Consider the following 22,470-nt stretch of genomic DNA (forward strand, 5'->3'; position numbering starts at 1 on the left):
AAATTAGGACTCTGAACTCAAAACTCGGCCTTGTCCCCATTCTGAAGGATTTAAACGCCATTTGCTTAATAATTCCATATCACTCTTGGCAATAATGCTGTGTTCGGCAGCATAATCGATTAAAGCGCCATAGCTTGATAAGGTTAGGTAACGACATTTTGCTGCTGCGAAATTTTCATCTGCTTTTTCGAAACCGTAAGTAAAAATTGCTGCTAAACCAGCAACCGATAAACCAGCAGCTCTCAGTGCTTCAACAGCCTGTAAACTACTTTTTCCGGTCGAAATTAAATCTTCGATAACCACCACACGTTGGCCTTCTACCACTTCTCCTTCAATTAAACTTCCGGTTCCATGTTCTTTAGCTTTTGCTCTTACATAGATAAATGGTAAACCCAACTCTTGAGCCACTAAAACACCTTGAGGAATTCCAGCTGTTGCAACACCTGCAATAACATCTACCGAACCAAACTCTTCTTGTATGGCCTGTGCAAGTTTCTGACGGATGTAAGTTCTAACCTGAGGGTGGGAAAGGGTAATTCTGTTGTCGCAATAAATCGGCGATTTCCAACCAGATGCCCAGGTAAAAGGATTATTTGGTTGTAATTTGATTGCTTTTATCTGTAATAAAAATTCCGCTACCTTTAATTCAATATCACTTTTATTATACATGGCTCAAAATTACAGATTTATTTGTGTTTGTCATAACGTTTATTAAGTCACTTTGTTTTTAGTGAGGGAAGAATATCTGGATTTGAATTAATAACGACTTCCTAATGCTACAAATATTGGAAATTTTGATGGATGGTAAAAGCTATTTATTGTCACTTCCTGTAAATCAGTACGATAAAGAATACCGAGGTTTTAAAATAGACTATAAATAAGTTATGATTAGTTTAAAGCTGTGTAGCGTGTAACAATTGATAAAGTTGGCCGTCCTAATTTATATATCCTAATCTATGATAGTTTTAAAATCCGATTATTTCTCCTCGCACGAGCGCCTTACTCGTTTTATTAACGAAAACCACATTAAACGCGAAGATATTTTAGCAATTACGCAGGCTCCAAGTTTCTTTACCATCTTTTTTTATGCTGATGATGCTGTTGAAGAAATTACGCACGGAATGTTCTCCTAATAAAAATCCTAAGCGTTTACCGAAAATACTGATATCCCTTTAACCCCGAATTCGTTTACTTCAGGCCCATTGTAGTCGGTAACTAAAATATTTACTAGCGATAAATCATTAAATTTTAAATAAGATGTTTTTCCTATTTTGCTGGAATCACAAAGCAGATAAACGCAATCGCTTTGCGATGCCATAGCCAAAGTATTCGAAGCTTCGTGCTCACTACCTGCATACAATCCTTCAGCAGTAATCCCATCTACACCTAAAAAGGCTTTAGAAGCATGGTATCTGGCAATATGTTCCTGTGCCATAGTTCCATGAACGGCTTGTCTTGCTGCATCAACCTCACCTCCAATAAGGTTTACGGTAACCGCGCTGTGCTGCAGCTCATTTACTACCGGTAGCGAATTGGTAATTACCTTTATTTTTTTGTTTTTGATAAACTGGCATAACCTAAAGGCAGTGCTTCCGCAATCGATAAATATAACATCACTATCCATAATTTCTGCTGCAGCCCTTCTACAGATCGCATCTTTGGCTTTTAAATTTACTGCCGCTTTATTCGCAAATGAAACCGGCTTAATCACTTCACTTATTTTCATAGCACCACCATGTGTACGGTAGAGGAGTCCGTTGGCAGCCATAGTGGTCAGGTCTCTTCTTACAGTAACTTCAGAAACACCAATTTTAGTGCTTAACTGCCGGATCTCAACTTCGCCAAAAGCTTCTAAAAGTTCAAGAATTTTATACGCTCTTTTTTGAAATGTCATATATAATGATTTAATTCGATCAAATTTAATCATAATCAGTCAAAAATAATCATCATGAAAAATATAAATATCCTCAATACCCAAATATTATCCGATAATTGGTACACACTCAAAAAAGTAACTTTTGAGATGAGTGGGATGGATGGTGCTAAATCTGTTTTAGAACGTGAAACTTATGATAGGGGGAACGGCGCCACAATCTTATTGTATAATAAAGAAGCTAAAACGGTTGTACTTACCCGTCAGTTTAGGATGCCCACATTTATTAATGGTAATGATACAGGTTACCTGATTGAGTGCTGTGCCGGACTATTAGATCAGGATAATGCGGAAGATTGTATCAAACGGGAAACGGAAGAAGAAACCGGATTTAGAATCGATAAAGTAGAGAAAGTTTTCGAAGCCTATATGTCACCCGGCTCTGTTACCGAGCTATTATACTTTTTTGTTGCAGCATATTCAAACGAGATGAAATTGCACGATGGAGGAGGACTGCAGGAAGAAAATGAAGATATAGAGGTTTTAGAAATACCCTTCGAAAAGGCGCTTGAAATGATGAAATCTGGTGAGATAAAGGATGGTAAAACGATTATGCTCCTTCAATATGCTCAATTAAATGAATTGATGCGATAATGCATTGTTTGAATTTTGCAATGATTTATTTGAATTGTATAACTGTTCATAACAAACTGCTGTTTACATTTGTTATGTCTAATTAATTTAAATTTTTATGATAGCAACAAAAGGATATGCGGCACAAAATGCCGAAACTGATCTCGCACCGTGGAATTTTGAGCGCCGGGAAGTAGGGCCTCATGATGTTCAGTTCGAAATACTTTTCTGCGGGGTTTGCCACTCAGATCTGCACCAGATTAAAAACGATTGGTTCCCGGGAATATTCCCAATGGTTCCTGGTCACGAAATTGTAGGCAGGGTGGTAAAGGTTGGAGATCACGTGAAGAAATTTAAGGTGGGCGATCTTGCCGGTACAGGATGTATGGTAGATTCTTGTCAGGTTTGCGAAAACTGTAAGCAGGATTTAGAACAATATTGTTTAGAAGGAAATACCCAAACATACAATGGTTTGGAAAGAGATGGTAAAACACCAACTTATGGTGGATATTCTGATACAATTGTCGTAAGAGAAGAATTTGTACTTCATGTATCAGACAAATTAAATCTTGCTGCGGTAGCGCCACTTTTATGCGCAGGTATTACTACTTATTCGCCGTTAAGACACTGGAAAGTAGGGAAAGGGCATAAACTGGCTGTATTGGGTTTAGGTGGTTTAGGCCACATGGCGGTGAAATTTGGTGTGGCTTTTGGTGCTGAAGTAACAGTATTAAGTACTTCGCCTAAAAAAGAAGAAGATGCTAAAAAATTAGGCGCGCACCATTTTGTGGTAACTACCGATCCTGAGCAGGTTAAAGCAGCTAAAGGTACATTCGATTTTATTTTGGATACTGTATCTGCTGAGCATGATTTTAACATGTACCTTTCTTTATTAAGGACAAATGGTACACATATCTGTGTGGGGGTTCCACCAAAACCGGCAGAAATTGCAGCTTTCAGCTTACTGGGTGGTAGAAAAAGCCTGGCAGGATCAGGTATTGGCGGTATTGCTGAAACTCAGGAAATGTTAGATTTCTGTGCGGAGAACAACATCGTTTCAGATATCGAAATGATCGATATGAAAGATATTCAAACTGCCTACGATAGAATGCAAAAAGGTGATGTACGTTACAGGTTTGTGATTGATATGGCTACATTGTAGACTAAATATCAGATAATACTTAATAATAGGGGTTAGAGACTGGAAGTAAAGGTCTTTAATCCCTATTTGTTTATCAGGTAAATCAACTCCTAGGCTACGTAATTTTGTTTTACAAATTCTGATATAGAGCTGTTATGATCAGATTCTACTTTGGAAATTTGTTTTTTGTTGTTTAAAAGCAAATTTTGGAGCGTACTTAATGAATCTTGAAGGTAGGAGATGGACAACGTGCGTGAAATCCTGCTTCTGATCTTTTCCGCGAGAAATAATTCAACCAGGATCAGTGTGATTAAAAAGATATAATGGGTGAAGATCAGGTTATTGGTATTTTTGCTCAGAGGCGGCAATCCTAATGATACAAAGACAATATCTATTATTAAAGGAATGCCAATAATGGCGACAATTGATATCGCACCTGCTTTTAGTGTAATGCGTTTTTCAGCCTGTTTTATCTGTTCGTTTAAAGCCGAAAGTTTGCTGTTAAGGGGAGTATTCCTGTTATTTTGTTGCTGTTCCAGCTTCTGGAGGTCTTTTCCATGTGCTATGTCTATCTTTCTAACCTGCTCTATGATAGATGATTCGGCATTGTTAAGCTTTTCCTGATCCTCAACGATAGATTCTTGCTCAGCTATAATTTTATCCATTACCATCAAATCGTCGGGGATACCATGACGAAGCTTTTGTTCTGCTGCAACAATACGGTTATCTAATTGTTTAAACTGCCTTTTAAGTTCAGTAATTTCTTTATTATAATGATCTTTTTTCGAAGCGTAACTATTTTCCAGACTTTGCAGTTCAGCTGCGTACTCGAAACTAGCCAACAGCTGTTCATTGTTGGCAAAGCGGTGGTAAAGCCCTGTTAATGTGATAAAGAGTTCTCCCGTTGATTTTTCCGGGTTAGAAAGATCAATTCGGTATGCTTCCAGATCTGTTTCTGATAATGAAGGTATGGGCATGGCAGATTAAAAGGTTAAAATTATGAAAAATATTATCGTTGTGGGAATTATTCACCGTTGTTTTCTAACTGAATGTTCGAATATATGTTACTAACCATTTTTTTTACATTCTAGTGTGTATGGCCTTAGCTGTTTAGGCTTATTATCGAATTAAATATTTATTTTTTTTAACTCTTTAATAAATTGTTCTATATTTGTAGCAAGCAAGGGGTGAGAGCCTTGCATCAATCTTTGATTGAGAGCGTTAATTTAGATAAGGTTACAACATTAATTGTTGTAACCTTTTTTTATATCCTATAAATAACCCAACAATTTTTCTACTTTTAGCGCATTGCAAAATATATAGGTTTCGCAAAAAGAAATCTTAAAAAAGGAACTTCGCTATTTTAAAGTGTGTTAAAAATATATGCCAAGAAATTATAGAATTTACATCAACGATAACACTTTGTTTATCTCAGATTTTTTGCCTGAGCAAAAAGAAAAAATTCAACAACTGGAATTTCAGGATTTTAATCTCGAAACATTCTACAAAAAACTAAAAAATGGTTCCAGAAAGAGTTATATTTTTTTAACGAAAAATCCTCAGGAAACCTTTAAAAAGTTAAAGAAAGATTGTACGATTATAAAGGCTGCCGGTGGTTTGGTAGAGAGTGCAAACGGTAATTTTTTGTTTATTTTTAGAAATAAAAAATGGGATCTTCCAAAAGGAAAGCTTGAAGAAGGCGAAAAAATGAAGGAAGCGGCTGTTCGTGAGGTAGAAGAGGAATGTGGAATCAGGATTTTTAAACGCGAGGAAAAGCTTTGTAAAACCTATCATGTTTATCCGATCGGCAATAAAATGGTGATCAAGAAAACCAACTGGTACAAAATGAAAGTTAAAGGCGAACCAAAATTGGTCCCTCAAAAAGAAGAAGGCATTGATGAAGCAGTTTGGCTGGATAAAAACCATATTTCTCCAGTAGTTAAAAATACATTTCCATCTATTATGGATGTGTTGAGGTTCGGAGGAATATTGTAGTGTGGATCAGAAATTTTAACCGCAGATCGTTTTTTTTGCCGCGGTGTCAGATATTACTATCTGACACAGATTAAAATAAAAAATCGGCGGATTAATATAGCTGGCTGTCAGATGGTAACACCTGACAGCACCAAGGCCATCTAAATTTTAACCACAGATAAGAAGGGTTAACACATATCTAATTGCACAAATTATTCGTTATCCAGTTCATCAACTACTTTTTTAACCTGTTTTAGGTATTTTCCGTAATAAAACCATGCCCATAGTTCGGTAATGGCACCGATAATCAGGATGGTAATGAAACAGTTAAGCAGGATATATACTGGCGACAGCTTGCCTAAAATGCTTGTAAAAAACCAAGCTTTTTCTATAAATAAGTAGGCAGCAAGAAACCCTACTGAAATAAAGGCAACAATGTAAGTTAAAGCTTTGTACAGCTCAATGTTCAGTTTCATTTCGTAATAAAACCAGAGGATGTTTTTGCGGGTGTCTATACTCATATCGTAAGAGTTTTTATAGAATACATAAAATTTAAAGAAATAGTAAGCCGTAAAACCACAGGTAATGGCATAAGTGATTAGGTATACCCGATTAACAGTAGTTGAAAAACCAAAAAAATAAGGTATTAAGGCCATAAACCCCAAAAAAAACAGTTGATAGAAAAATTCATGTTTCATTTTTGCCCTGATTTTATCGATAGGGGTGTGCGCCTGTTTTATTTTAAGCATATCGGTAGAAATGTTGCTTCCCTCAGGATTTTCAGCATTCCATTCGTTTTTTAAATCGTCAAAATTCATAACCGTTTTTCTTTATGATGAATTGTAATTTTTCTTTGGTTCTGTTGAGTTTAACCCGTGCATTTACCTCGCTGATTCCCAGGTTTTCGGCGATATCGCGATGGGATTGGTTTTCGAGAAAAAGGAAGATCAATGCTTTTTCAATTGCGTTTAATTCTTGAACGGCAGCGTATAAATAGACCAGCTTTTCTTCTTTTCCTTCATTTTCGTTTACATCTATTATATCGATGTTCTCATCCAATGGTGCTTTATCGACTTTTCTATTGTCTTTTTTAAAATAGATTAAGGCTGTATTGAGGCACACCCGGTACATCCATGTGGTAAACTTGCTGTTTCCTTTAAAAGTAGGATAGGCTTTCCATAGTTGCAGTACAATTTCCTGAAACAGATCACGTTGTTCTTCGGCATCTTTCATATACATTTTGGAAATCTTATGTATAATCCCTTTATGCTGATTGATCAGGTTGAGAAATATGTTTTCTGTTTCTTTCATTGTATACCCAATAGGTAACCGATTTTTGAAAACGTTACAGGTTAAGTTAAAAATAATATTTAACTACAGATAAAGGGGATACAGATAAGATTCCATTAGATTGGTCGTCTTTCTCTAGCATGCGGGAATCTTAATACAAATAGCTTTACGTATAAAAAATCGTATTCTAGCGAGACACTAAGACTAGTTGCTGCTAAGACCAGTTGTTAAAACACCCCGTCCTGCGGATACCCCCTCTGAAAGAGGGAATAATGTATCTAAGATAAACCTGGATTTAAATCTGTGTTTATCTGTGCGTATCAGTGATTTAACAAAAGCTATAGAAAGTCAAGTGCTTCTTTGGGTACAAATGGGCTCACATCGCCGTGGTTTCTCAAAATATCGCGGACAATGGTTGAACTGATGGCTGAGTATTCTGGTTTGCTTAAAAGCAGGATGGTTTCTACTTCAGGCATCATGGTCTGATTGATCTGTGCAATAGCCCGTTCATATTCAAAATCAGCAGCTGAACGGATGCCCCGGACCATGTATTTGGCGTTTATTTTTCGGCAGAAATCTACGGTTAAGCCTTCGTAAGTTTGGATTTCGATGTTTTGATAGCCTTTAAAAACAGTCTGTAAAATCTGAAGGCGCTGCTCGGCACTTAAGAAATTCTGTTTAGAACTGTTTAGCCCGATACCCACTACAATTTTATCGAAAAGTGGGGTAGCACGTTGTAATATGTTTACGTGCGCAATAGTGATCGGATCAAATGAGCCTGGAAATAGCGCTATCTTCATGATTCAAATATAGATTATTCTAGTTAAAACAGGAATAGTTTGTGGCCGAGCGTTTGGCGTATAGCGTGGATCAATCTAATGAACAGACGAGTCAATCACCAATGAACAATTTAACTAAATTCGAAAAAACTAAAAGAAGAATTTCCATATTTCCTTGTTTCGGTATAACCCGGCTGACTGTTTAGTTTCATGTTACTTTGGTGTTCTACAATTAACAAGCCATCGGGTTTAAGTAGTTGTTGTTCTTTAACCATCACCGGTATCTGCGGAATGTTAGGCATATTGTAGGGCGGATCCGCAAAGATTAGATCGTATGCGCCGGTCATTTGTTTTAATAACTTGAAAACATCGCCTTTACGCACATCGATCTGATCGAACTGATGTTGCTTAGCGGTATTTTTCACCCAGTTTACACAACCATAATCCATGTCAACCGCTAAAATACTTTCTGCACCGCGTGAGGCAAATTCGAAAGTTAAATTTCCGGTACCACAAAATAAATCTAATACGGTGCAGGTTTCGAAATCATATTTGTTATTCAGGATATTAAAGAGGGCTTCTTTGGCCATATCCGTTGTTGGGCGTACCGGTAAATTTGCAGGGGGCTGCAAACGGATGCCCTTTAATTTGCCACCAATTATTCGCATAAATCTAAAGCAAGGAGACCGCTGAAATAGTGTTTAGGCATATCGGCCAGTAATTCGCTATTTTGTTTTCCAGCAGGGAAGAAGAAATAAAGTTGGTTAAAGTATTTTAATAAGCAATTATAATGCTCATCATCTTCGTTTATAATGCCTTGTAAATAAACAGGGATGGTATCAGTTAAACCCAGTTGTTCAATCATTAACAAAAGGAAGTAATTAAACTCTTCCCCATTTTCTGATTCGTAATGGTTCTGAAAAACAACCTTTTTATCTTTGGTATACAATACGTTGAATGATACTGCAGTAAAATCGATCAGTAAAGATTCGTCTGCTAAATGGCTAAATAAAGCTACCAGCGGTTCTGATTGTGGAAATAAATCGGTTTCTTGTGGTAAATTTGCTTTTACTTCATCATTTAAACAAAAAACGGTGTTAAAACCAAGTTCTTTGTTGTGTTTGGTATAAACTTTAGTATCCGAACCGAGGTATTGGGCATAAACAGCTAAATTTTCATCATCAAACCACTCATCAGGAATAAAAATGAAATTGGAGGTATGTATTGCTGCTTTAACCGTTTTGTAATTTAAAGAAAGGTAGTGATCTGTTTCAAAAGCCAATTTGAGGTCTTTCTCAACATCTTCACAGCCCTGTTTATCAAAAATGAGGTTAATCTCCTCAGTATCCTTATTTACTACGGCATAAGAAAAGCTGTCATTCGTTATTTTTAACAATAAATGGCAGTTTGCAGATGCATTTGTGTTAAAGTTTGGGTCGACCAATAAGAGACTATTGTTACTCATTGAAACAAAAATAGAGTTTTTTAAGGATTAACGGTAAGATGAGGTTAAATTTTTGATTTTGCCCCTTAACGCTTTAGTTTTTTGCCACGGAAACACGGAGTTCACGGAAACAGTTCCTAGCCATTTGCTTTCTAATTGCCCAATGAACCTTTTTACCACCTGAGACACCTTAGTTCACTTTAGTGAATTCATATTCTCCAAAAAATATACAATTAACTTTATGTGCTTTGTGCCTTTGTGGTTAAAAGAACATCAAAAATATCTGTGAAAATCTGTGGTGAAAATGTCTGTGGTTTTTAAGGATTAACGGTAAGATGAGGTTAAATTTTTGATTTTGCCCCTTAACGCTTTAGTTTTTTGCCACGGAAACACGGAGTTCACGGAAACAGTTCCTAGCCATTTGCTTTCTAATTGCCCAATGAACCTTTTTACCACCTGAGACACCTTAGTTCACTTTAGTGAATTCATATTCTCCAAAAAATATACAATTAACTTTATGTGCTTTGTGCCTTTGTGGTTAAAAGAACATCAAAAATATCTGTGTTTATCTGTGAAGATATGTGGTGAAAATGTCTGTGGTTTTTTTACCAAAATCAAACCTTTCAACTATTCAAAAATCAAAATATTCGGCTTAAATTCGGAACATGAGTTATAAGCCTACCTATAAAGCGGCAAACACGATTGCAGCAACGATAGAACAACATTTTGTTAAACTGCATAAAAATGCAATTGCACAGGGTGAGATAGATTTGGCTACTCAACCAGATCAAAAAATAATTGAAGCGATAATTGATGTTGCTTTTTGGAGTAGTCTGCGTAAGGAGGAGGGGCATTCACCGCGGATTTCGATTGCTTTTTTACCACCGGAGCAAACCTCGAAACCATTACGGTTTGCGAAAAAACTAGCGTTAAATGCAAATACCTTAACCAAAATAGCACCTGGGATTGAACGTTCCGGGATCCACTTAGGAGTATGGGAAGAGGATGGAGAACTTTATATCTGGGGTACAACCCTTAATATTCCGAACTTTTGCTTTGTAGTTGATGTTTCCGAACCCGGATTAATCGTGATTAAACACCGTCGTATTTATGGCATTGGCAAGTTTACCAACGTTGCTGTGCTAAAAGGGGAGCAGATCCGTATTGTTGACGATAGAAGCTGTACAAATAGAGATTGTCCACCTATTTTGCAGGCTTTATTAGATCTGACTGTTCTGGCCAGCTGGAATGATCCGATTAATATTTTGATCCAGTTTTCGGTTTCCATGCGTGCACATGGCAGGGGTGGGGCATTATTGATTATACCTAAAGGAGATACAAAATGGGAGGAATCCATTATCCACCCGATACAGTATTTGGTAGAACCTCCATTCTGTGGCCTGTCTAACCTGGCAAAACAGAACGGAAATCAGAGTGAAATTTTCTCGCAGGGCGCTGTTCGCCGTGAGGTTGAGCATTTGGCGGGTTTAACCGCGGTTGATGGTGCAACGATCATCAACGAAGAATTTGATCTGATTGCATTTGGTGCCAAAATCGGTCGCGCAAAGGGGAAACCTACGGTAGAGCAGATTGCTTTTTCAGAGCCGATTGTTGGTGGAGAAGACAAAATTCTTTATCCCGGACAACTTGGTGGTACCCGCCATTTTTCTGTTGCCCAGTTTGTGAACGATCAGCCTCAATCTATTGGTTTGGTAGCTTCTCAGGATGGCCATTTTACCATTTTCAGCTACAGTAAAAAGCAAAATATGGTAATGGCACATCGCATTGAAACACTACTTCTATAATTTAAATTGCTTAATTGTTACATTGTTTTATTGTTGGGGTAAGGAGCACTTAGAAAAGAGCATTACCTTTGCCACCTAAACCGTATTGCAGCGGCATCCCCCGATTTTTTCATCGGGGATATAGCGGAAAGACGGACTGCCGGAACAAATTAGCATAGCAACTGCTTTTCAAAAACAATTTATCAATAAAACCATTTAACAATACATGTTAACCGATAAAAGCCAGCTCATTGCCTCAGCATATGAACATACACCTACCAAAGAACAATTGCTTTTTTGCGAGCGGATGTCGGTGTTTTTGCAACAGGAGGATGAGTACCGCTGTTTTGTGCTAAAAGGTTATGCCGGTACGGGTAAAACTACTTCCGTAGCAGCTTTGGTAAAGGTTTTGAAACAATTTAACCTGCGCAGTGAGTTGCTGGCACCAACAGGAAGGGCAGCGAAAGTTATGAGCCAGTATTCGTACCGGAAAGCTTTAACCATACATAAACGGATTTACCGGAAGCGTTCTGCCGCATCGCCAGAAATGCAATTTCAGCTGGCACCTAATCTCTCCGAGAATACGCTTTTTATCATTGATGAGGCCTCGATGATTGCCGATGAATTTAATGAAACAGGTTCTTCCATATTGAGAGATTTGCTGGAGTTTGTGTACAATACCAAAAACTGCTTTTTACTTTTTGTGGGCGATACCGCACAGTTGCCTCCTGTGGGGAGCTTAGATAGTCCGGCGTTGAACGAACAATACCTTAAAGATAAATTTGCCTTAACAATTTCGTCGGTTGAATTAAAAGAAGTGGTTAGGCAGGGAAAAAAATCGGGTATTTTGGCCAATGCCACGATGCTACGGAATCAGATTGCCAAAAATCCTGAAAATCCGATGCCTAAATTCCTGACTAAAAACTACACCGATATTTACAACATGGCCGGGGCACGTTTGGTAGAAGGACTGGAGTATGCTTACCGAAAATTCGGTATGGAAAATACCCTGGTGGTTTGCCGTTCCAATAAATCGGCCAATGTGTATAACCAGCAGATTAGAGCAAGGTTGCTGTACCGCGAGGAAGAGTTAACGGGCGGAGATCAGATTATGGTGGTGCGGAATAATTATTTCTGGCTGCCTGAGAACGAGGATACTGCTTTTATTGCCAATGGAGATATGGCGAAAGTAATTCGTGTGAGGGGAGAAGAAGAACGTTATGGGTTCCGTTTTGCCGATGCTACTTTAGAGTTTATGGATTTCCCTGCTGCCGGGCAGATTAGCTGTAAAGTAATGCTGGATACACTCAATTTAGAAAGTGCAAATCTGCCTTACGAACAAAATAAGAAACTTTTTGACGGGCTTAATGAAGATTATGAGCACATTGCCAATAAACGGCAACGGATGCTGGCCATCAAAGCGGATCCTTTTTATAACGCCCTGCAAATTAAGTTTGCTTATGCAGTAACCTGCCATAAAGCACAGGGTGGGCAGTGGGATGCTGTTTTTGCTGACCAGGGTTACCTGACTGAAGAAATGATTGATCTTGATTTTCTCCGCTGGTTATACACTGCTGTAACGCGAGCAAAAAAAGAGTTATATTTAGTCAATTTTGCACCTCAACTTTTCGCGAAGACGGCGCAAGAGGATTACTTTTAGAGAAGATGATTACACAGATTTATTAATAGATAACTACGAAGACATTAAGGCACAATTTTTTTTGTCCTCGTGCTTTACAAATTAAATAAGTTAGCCATAAAGTTATTTCTTTGTGTTTTCGTGCCTTTGTGGTGCATAAGCAAAATGAGATAATCATTATGATCGAACATACTAACCAATTATATGATGAAATTTGCCTTTAGTCTTAAAAATAAGTTAAAAATTGCCTTCTTGCTTTTCTGCATCATGTGCTGTACTTTGCTGATCCGTTTTTTAGAGGATAAAAGTGTAGAGAAGATTAATGAATCTTTTATTTCAATGTACAATGACCGGCTTGTACCGGCAACAGACTTATATTTTATTGCGGAAAATCTGCATTATAAAAATGAGATCCTTCAAGAAATATTATTGGACAACGGTGCTGTTCATCCTGCGACTGGTATGGTGAAAATGAATAAGCACAACCGTAAAATAGATTCGGTAATTAATAAATACGAACTTACTTTATTGGTAAAGCAGGAGAAAAGTTTTCTAAACGACCTTAAAAAGGCATTAACTGTTCAGCAAGGATTGGAGGCTAAAATTTTGAACATGGCTAGCACAGAGGGTAAGGTAGTTTATGAGTCGATGGGTAGGAATGCAGCAAAACAGACTTTAGCTAAACTTTCCGCGCTCATTAAAATACAATCTAAAGTTGGGAACGAGCTGATTAAAGGATCAGAAATTTTTGTTTCAGGAACCAAGGTTTACTCTACTTTACAGGTTATTTTGGCGATAGTAATCGGAATTATGATCGTGGCCATTGTTTCGGCCTCTAATGCAGTGAAAATTCAGAGTGAGAAGTTCAATTTGAATTAAATTTTACCACAAAGGCACGAAGACACAAAGCAACTCTTTTTATCTCAACTGGAACGCGTAGGTCCTTCGACTCCGTTCAGGATGACAAAGCGAGTAAAGTAACTGATTGGAGATCTATCCAGTGTTAATCTGTGTTTCCGTGGCTATAAACAAGTTTCGTCATCTCGACCATAGTGGAGAGATGTATGAGCAGATTTCTCTATTCCGTTTTACTTCATCCGATAGCTATCGGGTCGAAATGACGATTTATGTAGGGTTGATTTTATTACTATTCAGCGTCTTCGTCTGTTAGTAACCTGATCGAATCGTCAGAAAGTATGATTAAACGTTCTTTATACAATGAGCCAATGGTTTTTTTGAAAGCACTTTTACTGATCTGAAAACGGTGATAAATATCTTCAGGAGAACTTTTATCGCCCAGTTCAATTACACCACCACTCTTTTTTAGCTCTCTTAACATCATCTCTTTGGAATCAAGGATATGTCCATAACCACTTGGCTGCAAGGTTAAATCAATCTTGCCTTCTACACGGATTTTCTTAATCCAGCCCTTGCGCATTTCGCCTGGTTGAATGTTGTCGAAAACCTCGTTATTGTAAAGCAAACCGATATAAGTATTATTGATAATGGCGTTGAAACCAAGATCGGTTTCTTCGGTAATCAATAAGCTTACTTCATCGCCCTCTTCAAAATCGAAGCCGTCTTCCTCAACAAAATCATATAGTTTTGAAGAAGCCAACAAGCGGTCGTTGCTTTCGTCTAAATACAGGTAAACCACATATTTATAGCCTTTTTGCATTGGCCTTTTTTGCTCGCGATCCGGAACATATACATCTTTATCAATACCAAGGTCCATAAAAACGCCATCATCACCATCGGAAACCACTTTTAAAAAGGCAAAATCGCCTACTTCAGCATAAGCTTTCTGGGTAGTTCCGGTTAAGCGGCCATCTTTCTGTACAAATACAAAAACATTAATGTTATCGCCAATTTCTACACCATTCGGAACGTATTGGTAAGGCAGGATGACCAGTTTATCGCCGTCAGTTAAGTTTAATCCGGCTTCTGTTTTGCTTAAAATCCTTAACTCGTTGTATTTTCCTATTTCAATCATTTGTTTTGGGTTTAACCATTTTCTTCAATGGCTTTTATTGCAAAGGTAGCAATGTTTAGGCGCAAATTGATATTTTAAATCTGTTGGAGTAATCTTAACCATAGATAAAAAGGATGCACACAGATATTAATATCTATGCATTTGTGATGAAAAAACTAACCTAATATTTGTTCTTCGCCAGGCTTACCATCGATAGATTCCAAAAGGATTGTCGTCATTGCGAGAAGGAACGACGAAGCAATCTATCATGCTAGTGATCTTTGGTATAAAGATTGCTTCGTCGGCTGAAGAAGCCTTCTCGCAATGACGATCCTTCGTGACCCATGCGCTATGGAGTGCAGCTACTTCAAATAGGAATGAAAAAAAATATATATTTTAGCAAATTATCTAACATTAAATCTACAACATGAACAAGCAGATTCCTCCATTTTTTTTGAGCGACGAATATTTTATTGATGAGAAAGTAAACTTTTTAAAGTTTGCGAACGAGTATAAAGTTTATAACGATCAGGGCACTCAGATCGGGATTATTAAACAGCGTATTTCTGGCTGGCACAAGGTTCTAACCTTATTGGTTGACAAACGAATGATGCCTTTTAAATTAGAAATTACTGATATAAACGATCAGTTACAGGCTACCATTACCAGAGGCTGGACATTCTGGATGTCGAAAATTATCGTTACTGATCCGATTGGTGTTGAAGTGGGGATTATTAAACAAAAATTTAAATTATTTAAACCAACTTTTACCATTTCAAGCCCAACTTCGGGAGATGAGATTGCAAAAATATCTGGCGATTGGAAAGCCTGGAATTTTACCATCACTAACAATGCAGGTGTCGAAATGGGCAAAATAAGCAAAAAATGGGCTGGTGCTTTGAAAGAGGTTTTTACAACAGCCGATAAATACAATGTTTCTATCGATCCCAGTTATGCAGAAAGTAATCAAAAAGTTGCGATTGTGGCCACTGCCATTACCATCGATATGGTTTTGAAGGAGAGTAAATAAATGGGATAATTGTTTAAACGGTTAACCGTTGAATGATAAAATGAGAGAATGATTGAATGATAAAATGAGTGGATGATTGAATGTTAGGAAGAATGATTTAATAAAAATCACCAAACATTCACTCACTCAAAATTCAATCATTCTCCAATTAATTATTTTCTCATTTAATCATTTCTTTGGGCTAAATTTGGAACCTACAATTTAAGGTATCTTCATTGATATGGAAAAAACCAAAGAAGCCAAAAAGCCGAGTATTTTCAGTTTACTTGGAAACTACAAGGGCTTAATTTTTATGTTAATCCTATTTGCGCTGCTCAGTAACGGTATCAACTTACTTTTACCAAAGATTATTGCCAGTGGTATCGATTCGTACACCAATAAAACTTTCAATCTTCAATCCATACTGCTTCAGTTTTCGCTGGCCATTGTTCTGGTTTTTATTTTTACTTATTTGCAGAGTATTGTGCAAACCTATGCTTCTGAACGTGTAGCAAGAGATTTAAGAACCAGGCTATCTGATCAGATTTCGAGACAAAGCCATGCCTACATTATTCAGGCTAATCCCTCAAAACTGCTAACCAACCTTACTGCCGATGCCGATTCGATTAAAATGTTTGTTTCGCAGGCTATCGTTTCTATCTGTTCGTCTATATTTTTAATTGTTGGCGCAAGCATCCTGCTCTTAATGATTAACTGGAAACTGGCACTTTGCGTAATTGCGATTGTGCCAATTATTGGCGGCGCGTTTTTTTATGTGTTAAGTAAGGTAAAAGTACTTTTCAAAAAGAGCAGAGAAGTGATCGATTGGTTAAACAAAGTAATCAGCGAAAGTATTTTAGGTTCGGCTCTGATACGGGTAATAAATTCTCAAACTTTAGAATACCATAAATTTTTAGATGCAAATGCCAAAGCGAGAGATTTAGGGATATCCATCCTGCGAATGTTTGCGGCCCTGATCCCGGTTATCGTTTTTATAGCCAATTTATCTGGTTTGTGCATTTTAGTGCTGGGGGGGCATTTTGTAATTACCAATTCTATGACTCTGGGAGAGTTTACCGCTTTTAGCAGTTACCTCACACTCATTATATTTCCCATTTTGGTAATCGGTTTTATGAGCAATGTTATTGCACAGGCTACTGCATCTTATCAAAGAATAGAAAGTGTGCTCAATGCGGCGGAGATCAATCATCCCGGTACATTAACTTCACAGTTAAAGGGCGATGTGGAAGTGAAGAACATTAACATGAATTTTGGCCAGAAACCAATTTTAAAATCAGTTTCATTTTCTGCCAAAGCGGGTTCTAAAACGGCCATTATTGGGCCTACAGCTGCAGGAAAAACGCAATTGCTTTATATTTTAACAGGTTTGATTGATGCTGATTCGGGAGTGGTATTGTTTGATGGAGAAGAGATTAAACAGTACAAGCAAGAGAATTTTCATCAACAGGTTGGTTTTGTATTTCAGGATAGCATCATGTTTAACATGAGCATTCGGGAAAATATTGCCTTTAGCGATACTGTTACAGACGAATCGTTGGCGAAAGCCATTGCTACTGCCGAACTTAAGGATTTTGTTGATGCTTTGCCTGACCAATTAAATACGATTGTTTCAGAACGGGGGAACAGTCTTTCGGGTGGACAAAAACAGCGGATTATGTTAGCAAGAGCCCTGGCTGTAAATCCGAAGATTTTATTACTGGATGATTTTACTGCCCGTGTTGATACCAATACCGAGAAAAGGATTTTAGCGAATATCCAGCAGAATTATCCGGGTTTAACTTTACTTTCTATTACCCAAAAAATAGCTTCTGTTGAACATTACGACAAAGTGATCTTGCTGATGCAGGGCGAAATCATTGCAGAAGGAACCCATCAGGAATTGTTGAAAAGCAGTCCTGAGTATGTTCAGATTTACAATTCACAACAGAGCACCAGTAATTATGAACTACAATCTTAACCAGCTTAGTGCCAGGCAGGAAAAGCAATCGACTTATAAAGCGCTGAAAAGCCTGCTTAAACTCATTTCAGCCGAACGTAAAAACCTGTGGTTGGCGCTGATTGCCATTTTAGTAAATTCAGGCTTATTGCTTTTAGGACCGTTATTGGTTGGACATACAGTTGATACCTATATTCGCACCAAACAATTTCATGGTGTGCTTATTTTTGGCGGCATCTTGTTGGTGATGTACATGATGGCCATGGTTACCGGTTACACCCAAACCAGGTTAATGGGCGGAATAGGCCAGCGGATGTTATACACTTTACGCAATTCCATTTTTAATAAATTACAGGAATTACCCGTTTCGTTTTTTAACGAGAACAAAGCGGGTGATCTGATTTCAAGGGTAAATAATGATACAGATAAGCTGAACCAGTTTTTCTCGCAATCGCTAATGCAGTTTATCAGTAGTATCGTAACTATGATCGGTGCCGGTATTTTCCTGCTTTCGATTAACCCGGAGCTTGGCGCGGCAACACTTTCACCAGCGGTTATCATTGTTCTTTTTACAGCCGTTTTATCGCCTTTGGTGAAGAGAAAAAATGCTAAAAATTTAAAAAGTGTTGGCGGAATGAGCGCTGAAATACAGGAAAGCCTGAACAACTTTAAAGTCATTATCGCCTTTAACCGCAGGGATTATTTTAGGAAACGTTTTAACGAAGTTAATACCGAAAACTATAAAACAGCGATCGGGGCGGGTTTAGCCAACAATATTTTTGTCCCTGTTTACGGGCTATTATCCAGTATTGCGCAATTAATTACCTTACTATTTGGTATTTATTTAATTTCTACGGGCAATTTCACCTTTGGTTTATTGGTGAGTTATATTGCTTATACGACCAATTTTTATAATCCGCTGAGGCAGTTGGCGGCTCTTTGGACTAGTTTCCAGGTCGCTATGGCTGGTTGGGACAGGATATCGCAAATCCTTTCGTTAGAGAGCGACTTACAACAGGTTAAAACCGACGAAAATATTACTTCTGATGCTTTGCTTGAGTTTAAAAATGTTCATTTTTCTTATGATGATAGCAAAGAAATCCTGCATAATATCAATTTAAGATTCGAAAAGGGTAAAACTTATGCTTTAATTGGACCAACAGGAGGTGGAAAAACCACAACTGCTTCATTAATTTCACGATTATACGATGCTACAAAAGGTACGATTTTATTAAATGGTAAGGATATCAGGTCATTTTCTGCAGAAGAACGAACACAAAAAATTGGTTTTATATTGCAAGAGCCATTTTTATTTACCGGAACCGTAAAAGAGAATATTTTATATGGTAATAGTCAATATAAAGGGGTTAGTGATGAAAAGCTGGAGAAAATAATTGAAGAAGCAAACCTGAATGCACTTTTAGCCATATTTGATGAAGGGCTAAATACGCAGATTACTTCAGGATCAGACAGTATCAGTTTGGGCCAGAAACAGCTGATTGCTTTTATGCGTGCGGTGCTAAGAAATCCTGAATTATTGATTCTTGATGAAGCTACAGCAAATATCGATACGATAACCGAACAACTTTTGGGCAGTATTTTAAATAAACTTTCGAAAGGAACAACATTGGTAATTATAGCCCACCGTTTAAATACCATCGAAAATGCTGATGAAATTTATTTTGTAAATGAAGGTGAAGTGCAAAAAGCGGGAACGCTGAACGATGCGTTGAATATGTTACTTAAAGGGAAAAGGGTAAGTTAATATCTTTACTGTATAAACCTATCAGGTTTTTGAAACCTGATAGGTTTTTTAAAAAAAAATACAAATGAAAAAATATTTCTTCTCACTGGTCTTTTCGGCCCTAAGCTTAGCTTCTTTTGCACAAAGTGCAGAACAAAACATTTTTGTGCAGGACAGTTTAAAATTGATTTCTGCACAGTTTAAGTTTACCGAGGGTGCTTCGGTTGATAAACAAGGAAACGTTTTTTTTACTGATCAGCCCAATGATAAAATCTGGAAATATGATATTGAAGGCAAACTGAGCCTATATATGGATAAATCAGGGAGGGCAAATGGAACTTATTTTGATAAGAAAGGGAACTTAATTGTATGTGCTGACGAAAATAACCAGATCTGGTCTATTGATAAAAACAAGAAAATAAAAGTGCTCTTCAGTGATTATGAAGGCAAAAAAGTAAATGGTCCAAACGATATCTGGTTAGATGCTAAAGGCGGGATATATTTTACCGACCCTTATTACCAACGTGATTACTGGACAAGGAAATCGCCCGAAATTCAGGGTCAAAAGGTCTATTATCTGCCGAAAGGAAAAAAAGAAGCAATCATTGTCGCTGATGATGTAATTAAGCCAAACGGTATTGTGGGTACGCCAGATGGTAAATTTCTGTACATTGCTGATATGGGGAACAATAAGACCTACCGTTATGCCATTGGCGCAGATGCCAAATTATCTGACAGACAGCTGATCGTTAACCAGCATTCTGACGGGATGACTTTAGATAACAAAGGAAATATCTATTTAACTGGAAAAGGAGTGGATATTTACAAACCTACAGGCGAAAAAATTGCTCATATTAATGTACCTGAAGAGTGGTGTGGTAATATATGTTTCGGTGGAAAAGATAAAAACCTGCTATTTATTACGGCCTCAAAATCATTGTATGTTATTCCGACTAGTGTAAGAGGAGTGGAGTAATATTTTATTAAGGCCGTTTAACTTGTATAAAGCCCAAATAATAACGATGAACTGAACTGAAAAAAAAATCTGTTCAGTTTATTCAACCCCTAAAAATATAAATCGCATTAATTAGTTTTGAAATTCCTACTTATAGGGATAGACGACTATGAAAAAGCCCTCTCAGGATTGAAGGGCTTTTCTACTTTTTTATCTATATCATTTTCATTTCTAAATTGTATAGGTCCTGTTACAATCAATCTAACATGAAATAATTTTTTAAATTAGCATATATTAAAAAAACCTGATAAGCTTATGGAAAATCTAAAAGAAGAAACCAAAATCAAAGCTTTCCTCACCAGGATAAAAACAGAGTGGCCAGGAGTGGTAGAACGCTTTGAGTTTAAAACAGGCAGTGTAATTTATGTCCATTTAAAGGAGGGTATATCGAGCATGGATTTTCTTGGCAAACTTTCCAGAAAGATAGAACGTTTTGTAGATTTCAGCATGCCTATTATCTTGTATCATATTGAAAGTGATGGCATGAATTTAAGGTCGCATCCGATAAATTGGTACTCTTCCATTACACAGAGAAAAACTTTTTAATGCGTTAAAACATGTTTTGTTAATACCTTAAACTGTAAAATGGCAAACATAATCTTTGCCATTTTAATCTTTTTTTGCATAATTAACAATTTTGTTGGTCAGTAATTTTGGTTTTTGGGTTTTAATCCTATTTTTGGTTTTTAATTTAAAACATCCAGTATAATGAAAAACGGAACAGTAAAATTTTTTAACTCAGAAAAAGGCTTTGGTTTTATCAAAGAAGAAAACGGATCTGAGATTTTTGTGCATGCATCAGGCCTGATTGACGAAATCAGAGAAAATGATACAGTTGAATATGAAGTTCAAGAAGGCAAAAAAGGCCTTAATGCAGTGAAAGTAAGAGTTGTTTAATTCTTCCCCAAAAGATTTTGAGCAGGATTTAGTCCTGCTTTTTTTTTGGTTCAAAATTCGGTATCCAACTATTTAATTCAGTGATTTATTTATTGAACAAAATGTCTAAAAAATTTCTTTCTCATTTCTAGCCAATTACCTTTTTAAAATATTTTAACCACACTTTACATAGTTGTTTTGTGGATTGGATTTTTATTTTTGCTATGGTCGATCTATCCGGCCCGAACCAAACAAATTAAATTTTTTGCAACTCTCTATTTTTTCAATTCAGGAACCTGTTAGCAGCAACAAAACTCTAGACCGGGGCACATTTATGGCCGCAGCACAATTTGTAACGGCACTTAACTTTGCTGACGAATTTGAGCTTTTAAGTTTATCGGCTATAAACACTCAGTCGCGTAATGCCAAAAAAGGCGGGTTGGTATTTGTACGTAATGGCAAACTGAGAATGCATCCCGAAATTTATGATCATTTAGCACTGATATCGATATCTTCTATCTGTGCAGGAAGTATTTATTTCCATGGCCGTGATAAAATTGCGGAAGAAATTATAAACCTCCCTTATAGTGATGGCCTTTTAAATGTGGAGGGTGCAGAAGAGGATTATATGGCTTTTAAACGTTTGTGCAGCCCTGTATCGCGGTTTTTTTTGCTACAGGCTAAGAAAGTGCAATGGTCTGCAATCCTATCTGCCTTTCGGTTTTTTATGATGGAAGGCATTTGGGATGTGGTTAGTTTTATTGCTCATGCGCTCCACCAGTCTGATGCCGATGTACTTGCCTGTGCACAATTATTAGAAAATATGCAAAAAGAAAAATGGTATCCAGGTTTTTATCAGTCGCTTCAGAATTTTAGAGCCTCACGTTATCCTTTAAGTAAAGCTGGTTTAGCATCGGAACTGCCGGAGAAGTTTTAAATTATTTCAGATAATTTTCTAATAAAGCACCTATGTCTTCTCCAAGAGCTCTATTGCCCATGTTATTGAGTTTTTGTTGAGAAGAATTGTGCTTTTCAATATAGGTAGCCTCTGTTTTATTAAATTTAAGATAACCCTGTTCAAAATAACGTTCTTCAATTTCGGTAGAAGAATCCATCGATCTGAACCATAATTTAATTAACGATCCTGTAATTTTATCAAAGTATAGCCAGTGGTAAATCGCCTCTGCATCTGCACCATCAGGCAGGCCAAGACGCTGAATTTCCACGATAGCAGTATCAGAATTTTGGAAAAAGTATAAAATCTTGTATTTAGACGACATGCGGCAAAAATAGAACTTAATTTTTTATCGCAAAAAAGATTTTGCTGTTTAGATTTAATA

General features: G+C 37.1%; 24 protein-coding genes. 14 read left to right on the plus strand and 10 right to left on the minus strand.

The features are described from left to right. Positions 1 to 3: 3 nt before the first annotated feature. On the minus strand, positions 4 to 669 hold the full coding sequence (pyrE, locus tag IM793_RS05190; RefSeq protein WP_121282983.1) for an orotate phosphoribosyltransferase: 666 nt from the start codon (positions 667 to 669) through the stop codon (positions 4 to 6). Between the two features lie 287 nt (positions 670 to 956). Between pyrE and IM793_RS05195 the strand changes: the two genes are divergently transcribed. Next, the gene (locus tag IM793_RS05195) at positions 957 to 1,133 is read left to right on the plus strand and encodes a hypothetical protein (RefSeq protein WP_162800095.1); all 177 of its coding nucleotides are present in this window, start codon (positions 957 to 959) and stop codon (positions 1,131 to 1,133) included. 8 nt (positions 1,134 to 1,141) lie between these two features. On the opposite strand, the gene IM793_RS05200 is transcribed toward IM793_RS05195, so the two are convergent. Beyond that, entirely contained in the window at positions 1,142 to 1,894 is a 753-nt protein-coding gene (locus IM793_RS05200; RefSeq protein ID WP_193420048.1) for a DeoR/GlpR family DNA-binding transcription regulator, read from the minus strand. A 54-nt stretch (positions 1,895 to 1,948) separates the two neighbouring features. Here IM793_RS05200 and nudK point away from each other — a divergent pair, with 54 nt between their 5' ends. Together nudK and IM793_RS05210 are read left to right on the plus strand one after the other, a co-directional pair. Beyond that, entirely contained in the window at positions 1,949 to 2,527 is a 579-nt protein-coding gene (gene nudK, locus IM793_RS05205) for a GDP-mannose pyrophosphatase NudK (RefSeq protein ID WP_193420049.1), read from the plus strand. Between the two features lie 97 nt (positions 2,528 to 2,624). Then, positions 2,625 to 3,668, plus strand: a complete 1,044-nt coding sequence (locus tag IM793_RS05210) for an NAD(P)-dependent alcohol dehydrogenase (RefSeq protein ID WP_193420050.1) — start codon at positions 2,625 to 2,627, stop codon at positions 3,666 to 3,668. 89 nt (positions 3,669 to 3,757) lie between these two features. Here the strand turns inward: IM793_RS05210 and IM793_RS05215 are convergent, their stop codons facing one another. After that, entirely contained in the window at positions 3,758 to 4,624 is an 867-nt protein-coding gene (locus IM793_RS05215) for a hypothetical protein (RefSeq protein WP_193420051.1), read from the minus strand. 406 nt (positions 4,625 to 5,030) lie between these two features. Between IM793_RS05215 and IM793_RS05220 the strand changes: the two genes are divergently transcribed. Continuing rightward, positions 5,031 to 5,642: an NUDIX domain-containing protein gene (locus IM793_RS05220; RefSeq protein ID WP_193420052.1), complete on the plus strand. Its 612-nt coding sequence runs from the start codon at positions 5,031 to 5,033 to the stop codon at positions 5,640 to 5,642. Positions 5,643 to 5,833: 191 nt separating this feature from the next. On the opposite strand, the gene IM793_RS05225 is transcribed toward IM793_RS05220, so the two are convergent. The 5 genes from IM793_RS05225 to IM793_RS05245 form a co-directional block, all read right to left on the minus strand. Then, positions 5,834 to 6,439 (minus strand): hypothetical protein, encoded by a 606-nt coding sequence (locus IM793_RS05225; protein WP_193420053.1) that lies wholly within the window; start codon positions 6,437 to 6,439, stop codon positions 5,834 to 5,836. After that, positions 6,429 to 6,932 carry an RNA polymerase sigma factor gene (locus tag IM793_RS05230; protein ID WP_193420054.1) on the minus strand — a complete coding sequence of 168 codons (504 nt, stop codon included), beginning with the start codon at positions 6,930 to 6,932 and terminating at the stop codon, positions 6,429 to 6,431. The genes IM793_RS05225 and IM793_RS05230 overlap by 11 nt, the downstream gene beginning before the upstream one ends. Positions 6,933 to 7,249: 317 nt before the next feature. After that, the gene (gene coaD, locus IM793_RS05235; RefSeq protein ID WP_193420055.1) at positions 7,250 to 7,711 is read right to left on the minus strand and encodes a pantetheine-phosphate adenylyltransferase; all 462 of its coding nucleotides are present in this window, start codon (positions 7,709 to 7,711) and stop codon (positions 7,250 to 7,252) included. Positions 7,712 to 7,821: 110 nt separating this feature from the next. Next, positions 7,822 to 8,358 (minus strand): 16S rRNA (guanine(966)-N(2))-methyltransferase RsmD, encoded by a 537-nt coding sequence (rsmD, locus tag IM793_RS05240; RefSeq protein ID WP_193420056.1) that lies wholly within the window; start codon positions 8,356 to 8,358, stop codon positions 7,822 to 7,824. Further along, the gene (locus tag IM793_RS05245; RefSeq protein ID WP_193420057.1) at positions 8,349 to 9,155 is read right to left on the minus strand and encodes a DUF3822 family protein; all 807 of its coding nucleotides are present in this window, start codon (positions 9,153 to 9,155) and stop codon (positions 8,349 to 8,351) included. The genes rsmD and IM793_RS05245 overlap by 10 nt, the downstream gene beginning before the upstream one ends. Positions 9,156 to 9,799: 644 nt before the next feature. On the opposite strand from IM793_RS05245, the gene IM793_RS05250 reads away from it, so the two are divergent. From IM793_RS05250 to IM793_RS05260, 3 genes are all read left to right on the plus strand, one after another. Then, the gene (locus tag IM793_RS05250; protein ID WP_193420058.1) at positions 9,800 to 10,939 is read left to right on the plus strand and encodes a putative sensor domain DACNV-containing protein; all 1,140 of its coding nucleotides are present in this window, start codon (positions 9,800 to 9,802) and stop codon (positions 10,937 to 10,939) included. A gap of 205 nt (positions 10,940 to 11,144) precedes the next feature. Continuing rightward, the gene (locus IM793_RS05255; protein ID WP_193420059.1) at positions 11,145 to 12,578 is read left to right on the plus strand and encodes an ATP-dependent RecD-like DNA helicase; all 1,434 of its coding nucleotides are present in this window, start codon (positions 11,145 to 11,147) and stop codon (positions 12,576 to 12,578) included. 183 nt (positions 12,579 to 12,761) lie between these two features. After that, positions 12,762 to 13,436, plus strand: a complete 675-nt coding sequence (locus IM793_RS05260; RefSeq protein ID WP_227256139.1) for an MCP four helix bundle domain-containing protein — start codon at positions 12,762 to 12,764, stop codon at positions 13,434 to 13,436. Positions 13,437 to 13,704: 268 nt separating this feature from the next. On the opposite strand, the gene IM793_RS05265 is transcribed toward IM793_RS05260, so the two are convergent. Then, entirely contained in the window at positions 13,705 to 14,550 is an 846-nt protein-coding gene (locus tag IM793_RS05265; RefSeq protein WP_193420060.1) for a S1 RNA-binding domain-containing protein, read from the minus strand. Positions 14,551 to 14,956: 406 nt separating this feature from the next. On the opposite strand from IM793_RS05265, the gene IM793_RS05270 reads away from it, so the two are divergent. The 7 genes from IM793_RS05270 (at position 14,957) to IM793_RS05300 (ending at position 22,067) form a co-directional block, all read left to right on the plus strand. Beyond that, positions 14,957 to 15,559: an LURP-one-related/scramblase family protein gene (locus IM793_RS05270; RefSeq protein ID WP_193420061.1), complete on the plus strand. Its 603-nt coding sequence runs from the start codon at positions 14,957 to 14,959 to the stop codon at positions 15,557 to 15,559. 220 nt (positions 15,560 to 15,779) lie between these two features. Next, entirely contained in the window at positions 15,780 to 17,516 is a 1,737-nt protein-coding gene (locus IM793_RS05275; protein ID WP_193420062.1) for an ABC transporter ATP-binding protein, read from the plus strand. After that, positions 17,500 to 19,260: an ABC transporter ATP-binding protein gene (locus IM793_RS05280; protein WP_193420063.1), complete on the plus strand. Its 1,761-nt coding sequence runs from the start codon at positions 17,500 to 17,502 to the stop codon at positions 19,258 to 19,260. Before IM793_RS05275 ends, IM793_RS05280 begins: the two co-directional genes overlap by 17 nt. Positions 19,261 to 19,324: 64 nt before the next feature. Continuing rightward, a complete protein-coding gene (locus tag IM793_RS05285) occupies positions 19,325 to 20,215 on the plus strand; it encodes an SMP-30/gluconolactonase/LRE family protein (RefSeq protein WP_193420064.1) in 891 nt (296 codons plus the stop codon). Between the two features lie 294 nt (positions 20,216 to 20,509). Then, positions 20,510 to 20,800 (plus strand): hypothetical protein, encoded by a 291-nt coding sequence (locus IM793_RS05290; RefSeq protein WP_193420065.1) that lies wholly within the window; start codon positions 20,510 to 20,512, stop codon positions 20,798 to 20,800. Between the two features lie 162 nt (positions 20,801 to 20,962). Further along, entirely contained in the window at positions 20,963 to 21,151 is a 189-nt protein-coding gene (locus tag IM793_RS05295) for a cold-shock protein (RefSeq protein ID WP_090503206.1), read from the plus strand. Positions 21,152 to 21,464: 313 nt separating this feature from the next. Further along, the gene (locus IM793_RS05300) at positions 21,465 to 22,067 is read left to right on the plus strand and encodes a hypothetical protein (protein ID WP_193420066.1); all 603 of its coding nucleotides are present in this window, start codon (positions 21,465 to 21,467) and stop codon (positions 22,065 to 22,067) included. A gap of 1 nt (position 22,068) precedes the next feature. On the opposite strand, the gene IM793_RS05305 is transcribed toward IM793_RS05300, so the two are convergent. After that, complete coding sequence (locus tag IM793_RS05305) at positions 22,069 to 22,410, minus strand: hypothetical protein (protein WP_121283006.1); 342 nt, start codon at positions 22,408 to 22,410, stop codon at positions 22,069 to 22,071. Positions 22,411 to 22,470 lie beyond the last annotated feature (60 nt).

The sequence above is a fragment of the Pedobacter sp. MR2016-19 genome, from assembly GCF_014947265.1.
In the GTDB taxonomy this organism is placed as follows: domain Bacteria; phylum Bacteroidota; class Bacteroidia; order Sphingobacteriales; family Sphingobacteriaceae; genus Pedobacter.

Bases quoted from the DNA above. Each gene is read 5' to 3' on its own strand.
- IM793_RS05305 (WP_121283006.1), bottom strand. From the start codon at position 22,410: ATGTCGTCTAAATACAAGATTTTATACTTTTTCCAAAATTCTGATACT.
- IM793_RS05200 (WP_193420048.1), bottom strand. From the start codon at position 1,894: ATGACATTTCAAAAAAGAGCGTATAAAATTCTTGAACTTTTAGAAGCT.
- coaD (WP_193420055.1), bottom strand. From the start codon at position 7,711: ATGAAGATAGCGCTATTTCCAGGCTCATTTGATCCGATCACTATTGCG.
- rsmD (WP_193420056.1), bottom strand. From the start codon at position 8,358: ATGCGAATAATTGGTGGCAAATTAAAGGGCATCCGTTTGCAGCCCCCT.
- IM793_RS05225 (WP_193420053.1), bottom strand. From the start codon at position 6,439: ATGAATTTTGACGATTTAAAAAACGAATGGAATGCTGAAAATCCTGAG.
- IM793_RS05300 (WP_193420066.1), top strand. From the start codon at position 21,465: ATGGCCGCAGCACAATTTGTAACGGCACTTAACTTTGCTGACGAATTT.
- IM793_RS05270 (WP_193420061.1), top strand. From the start codon at position 14,957: ATGAACAAGCAGATTCCTCCATTTTTTTTGAGCGACGAATATTTTATT.
- IM793_RS05195 (WP_162800095.1), top strand. From the start codon at position 957: ATGATAGTTTTAAAATCCGATTATTTCTCCTCGCACGAGCGCCTTACT.
- IM793_RS05230 (WP_193420054.1), bottom strand. From the start codon at position 6,932: ATGAAAGAAACAGAAAACATATTTCTCAACCTGATCAATCAGCATAAA.
- IM793_RS05280 (WP_193420063.1), top strand. From the start codon at position 17,500: ATGAACTACAATCTTAACCAGCTTAGTGCCAGGCAGGAAAAGCAATCG.
- IM793_RS05245 (WP_193420057.1), bottom strand. From the start codon at position 9,155: ATGAGTAACAATAGTCTCTTATTGGTCGACCCAAACTTTAACACAAAT.
- IM793_RS05265 (WP_193420060.1), bottom strand. From the start codon at position 14,550: ATGATTGAAATAGGAAAATACAACGAGTTAAGGATTTTAAGCAAAACA.
- IM793_RS05285 (WP_193420064.1), top strand. From the start codon at position 19,325: ATGAAAAAATATTTCTTCTCACTGGTCTTTTCGGCCCTAAGCTTAGCT.
- IM793_RS05210 (WP_193420050.1), top strand. From the start codon at position 2,625: ATGATAGCAACAAAAGGATATGCGGCACAAAATGCCGAAACTGATCTC.
- nudK (WP_193420049.1), top strand. From the start codon at position 1,949: ATGAAAAATATAAATATCCTCAATACCCAAATATTATCCGATAATTGG.
- IM793_RS05260 (WP_227256139.1), top strand. From the start codon at position 12,762: ATGATGAAATTTGCCTTTAGTCTTAAAAATAAGTTAAAAATTGCCTTC.
- IM793_RS05250 (WP_193420058.1), top strand. From the start codon at position 9,800: ATGAGTTATAAGCCTACCTATAAAGCGGCAAACACGATTGCAGCAACG.
- IM793_RS05255 (WP_193420059.1), top strand. From the start codon at position 11,145: ATGTTAACCGATAAAAGCCAGCTCATTGCCTCAGCATATGAACATACA.
- IM793_RS05215 (WP_193420051.1), bottom strand. From the start codon at position 4,624: ATGCCCATACCTTCATTATCAGAAACAGATCTGGAAGCATACCGAATT.
- IM793_RS05275 (WP_193420062.1), top strand. From the start codon at position 15,780: ATGGAAAAAACCAAAGAAGCCAAAAAGCCGAGTATTTTCAGTTTACTT.
- pyrE (WP_121282983.1), bottom strand. From the start codon at position 669: ATGTATAATAAAAGTGATATTGAATTAAAGGTAGCGGAATTTTTATTA.
- IM793_RS05290 (WP_193420065.1), top strand. From the start codon at position 20,510: ATGGAAAATCTAAAAGAAGAAACCAAAATCAAAGCTTTCCTCACCAGG.
- IM793_RS05295 (WP_090503206.1), top strand. From the start codon at position 20,963: ATGAAAAACGGAACAGTAAAATTTTTTAACTCAGAAAAAGGCTTTGGT.
- IM793_RS05220 (WP_193420052.1), top strand. From the start codon at position 5,031: ATGCCAAGAAATTATAGAATTTACATCAACGATAACACTTTGTTTATC.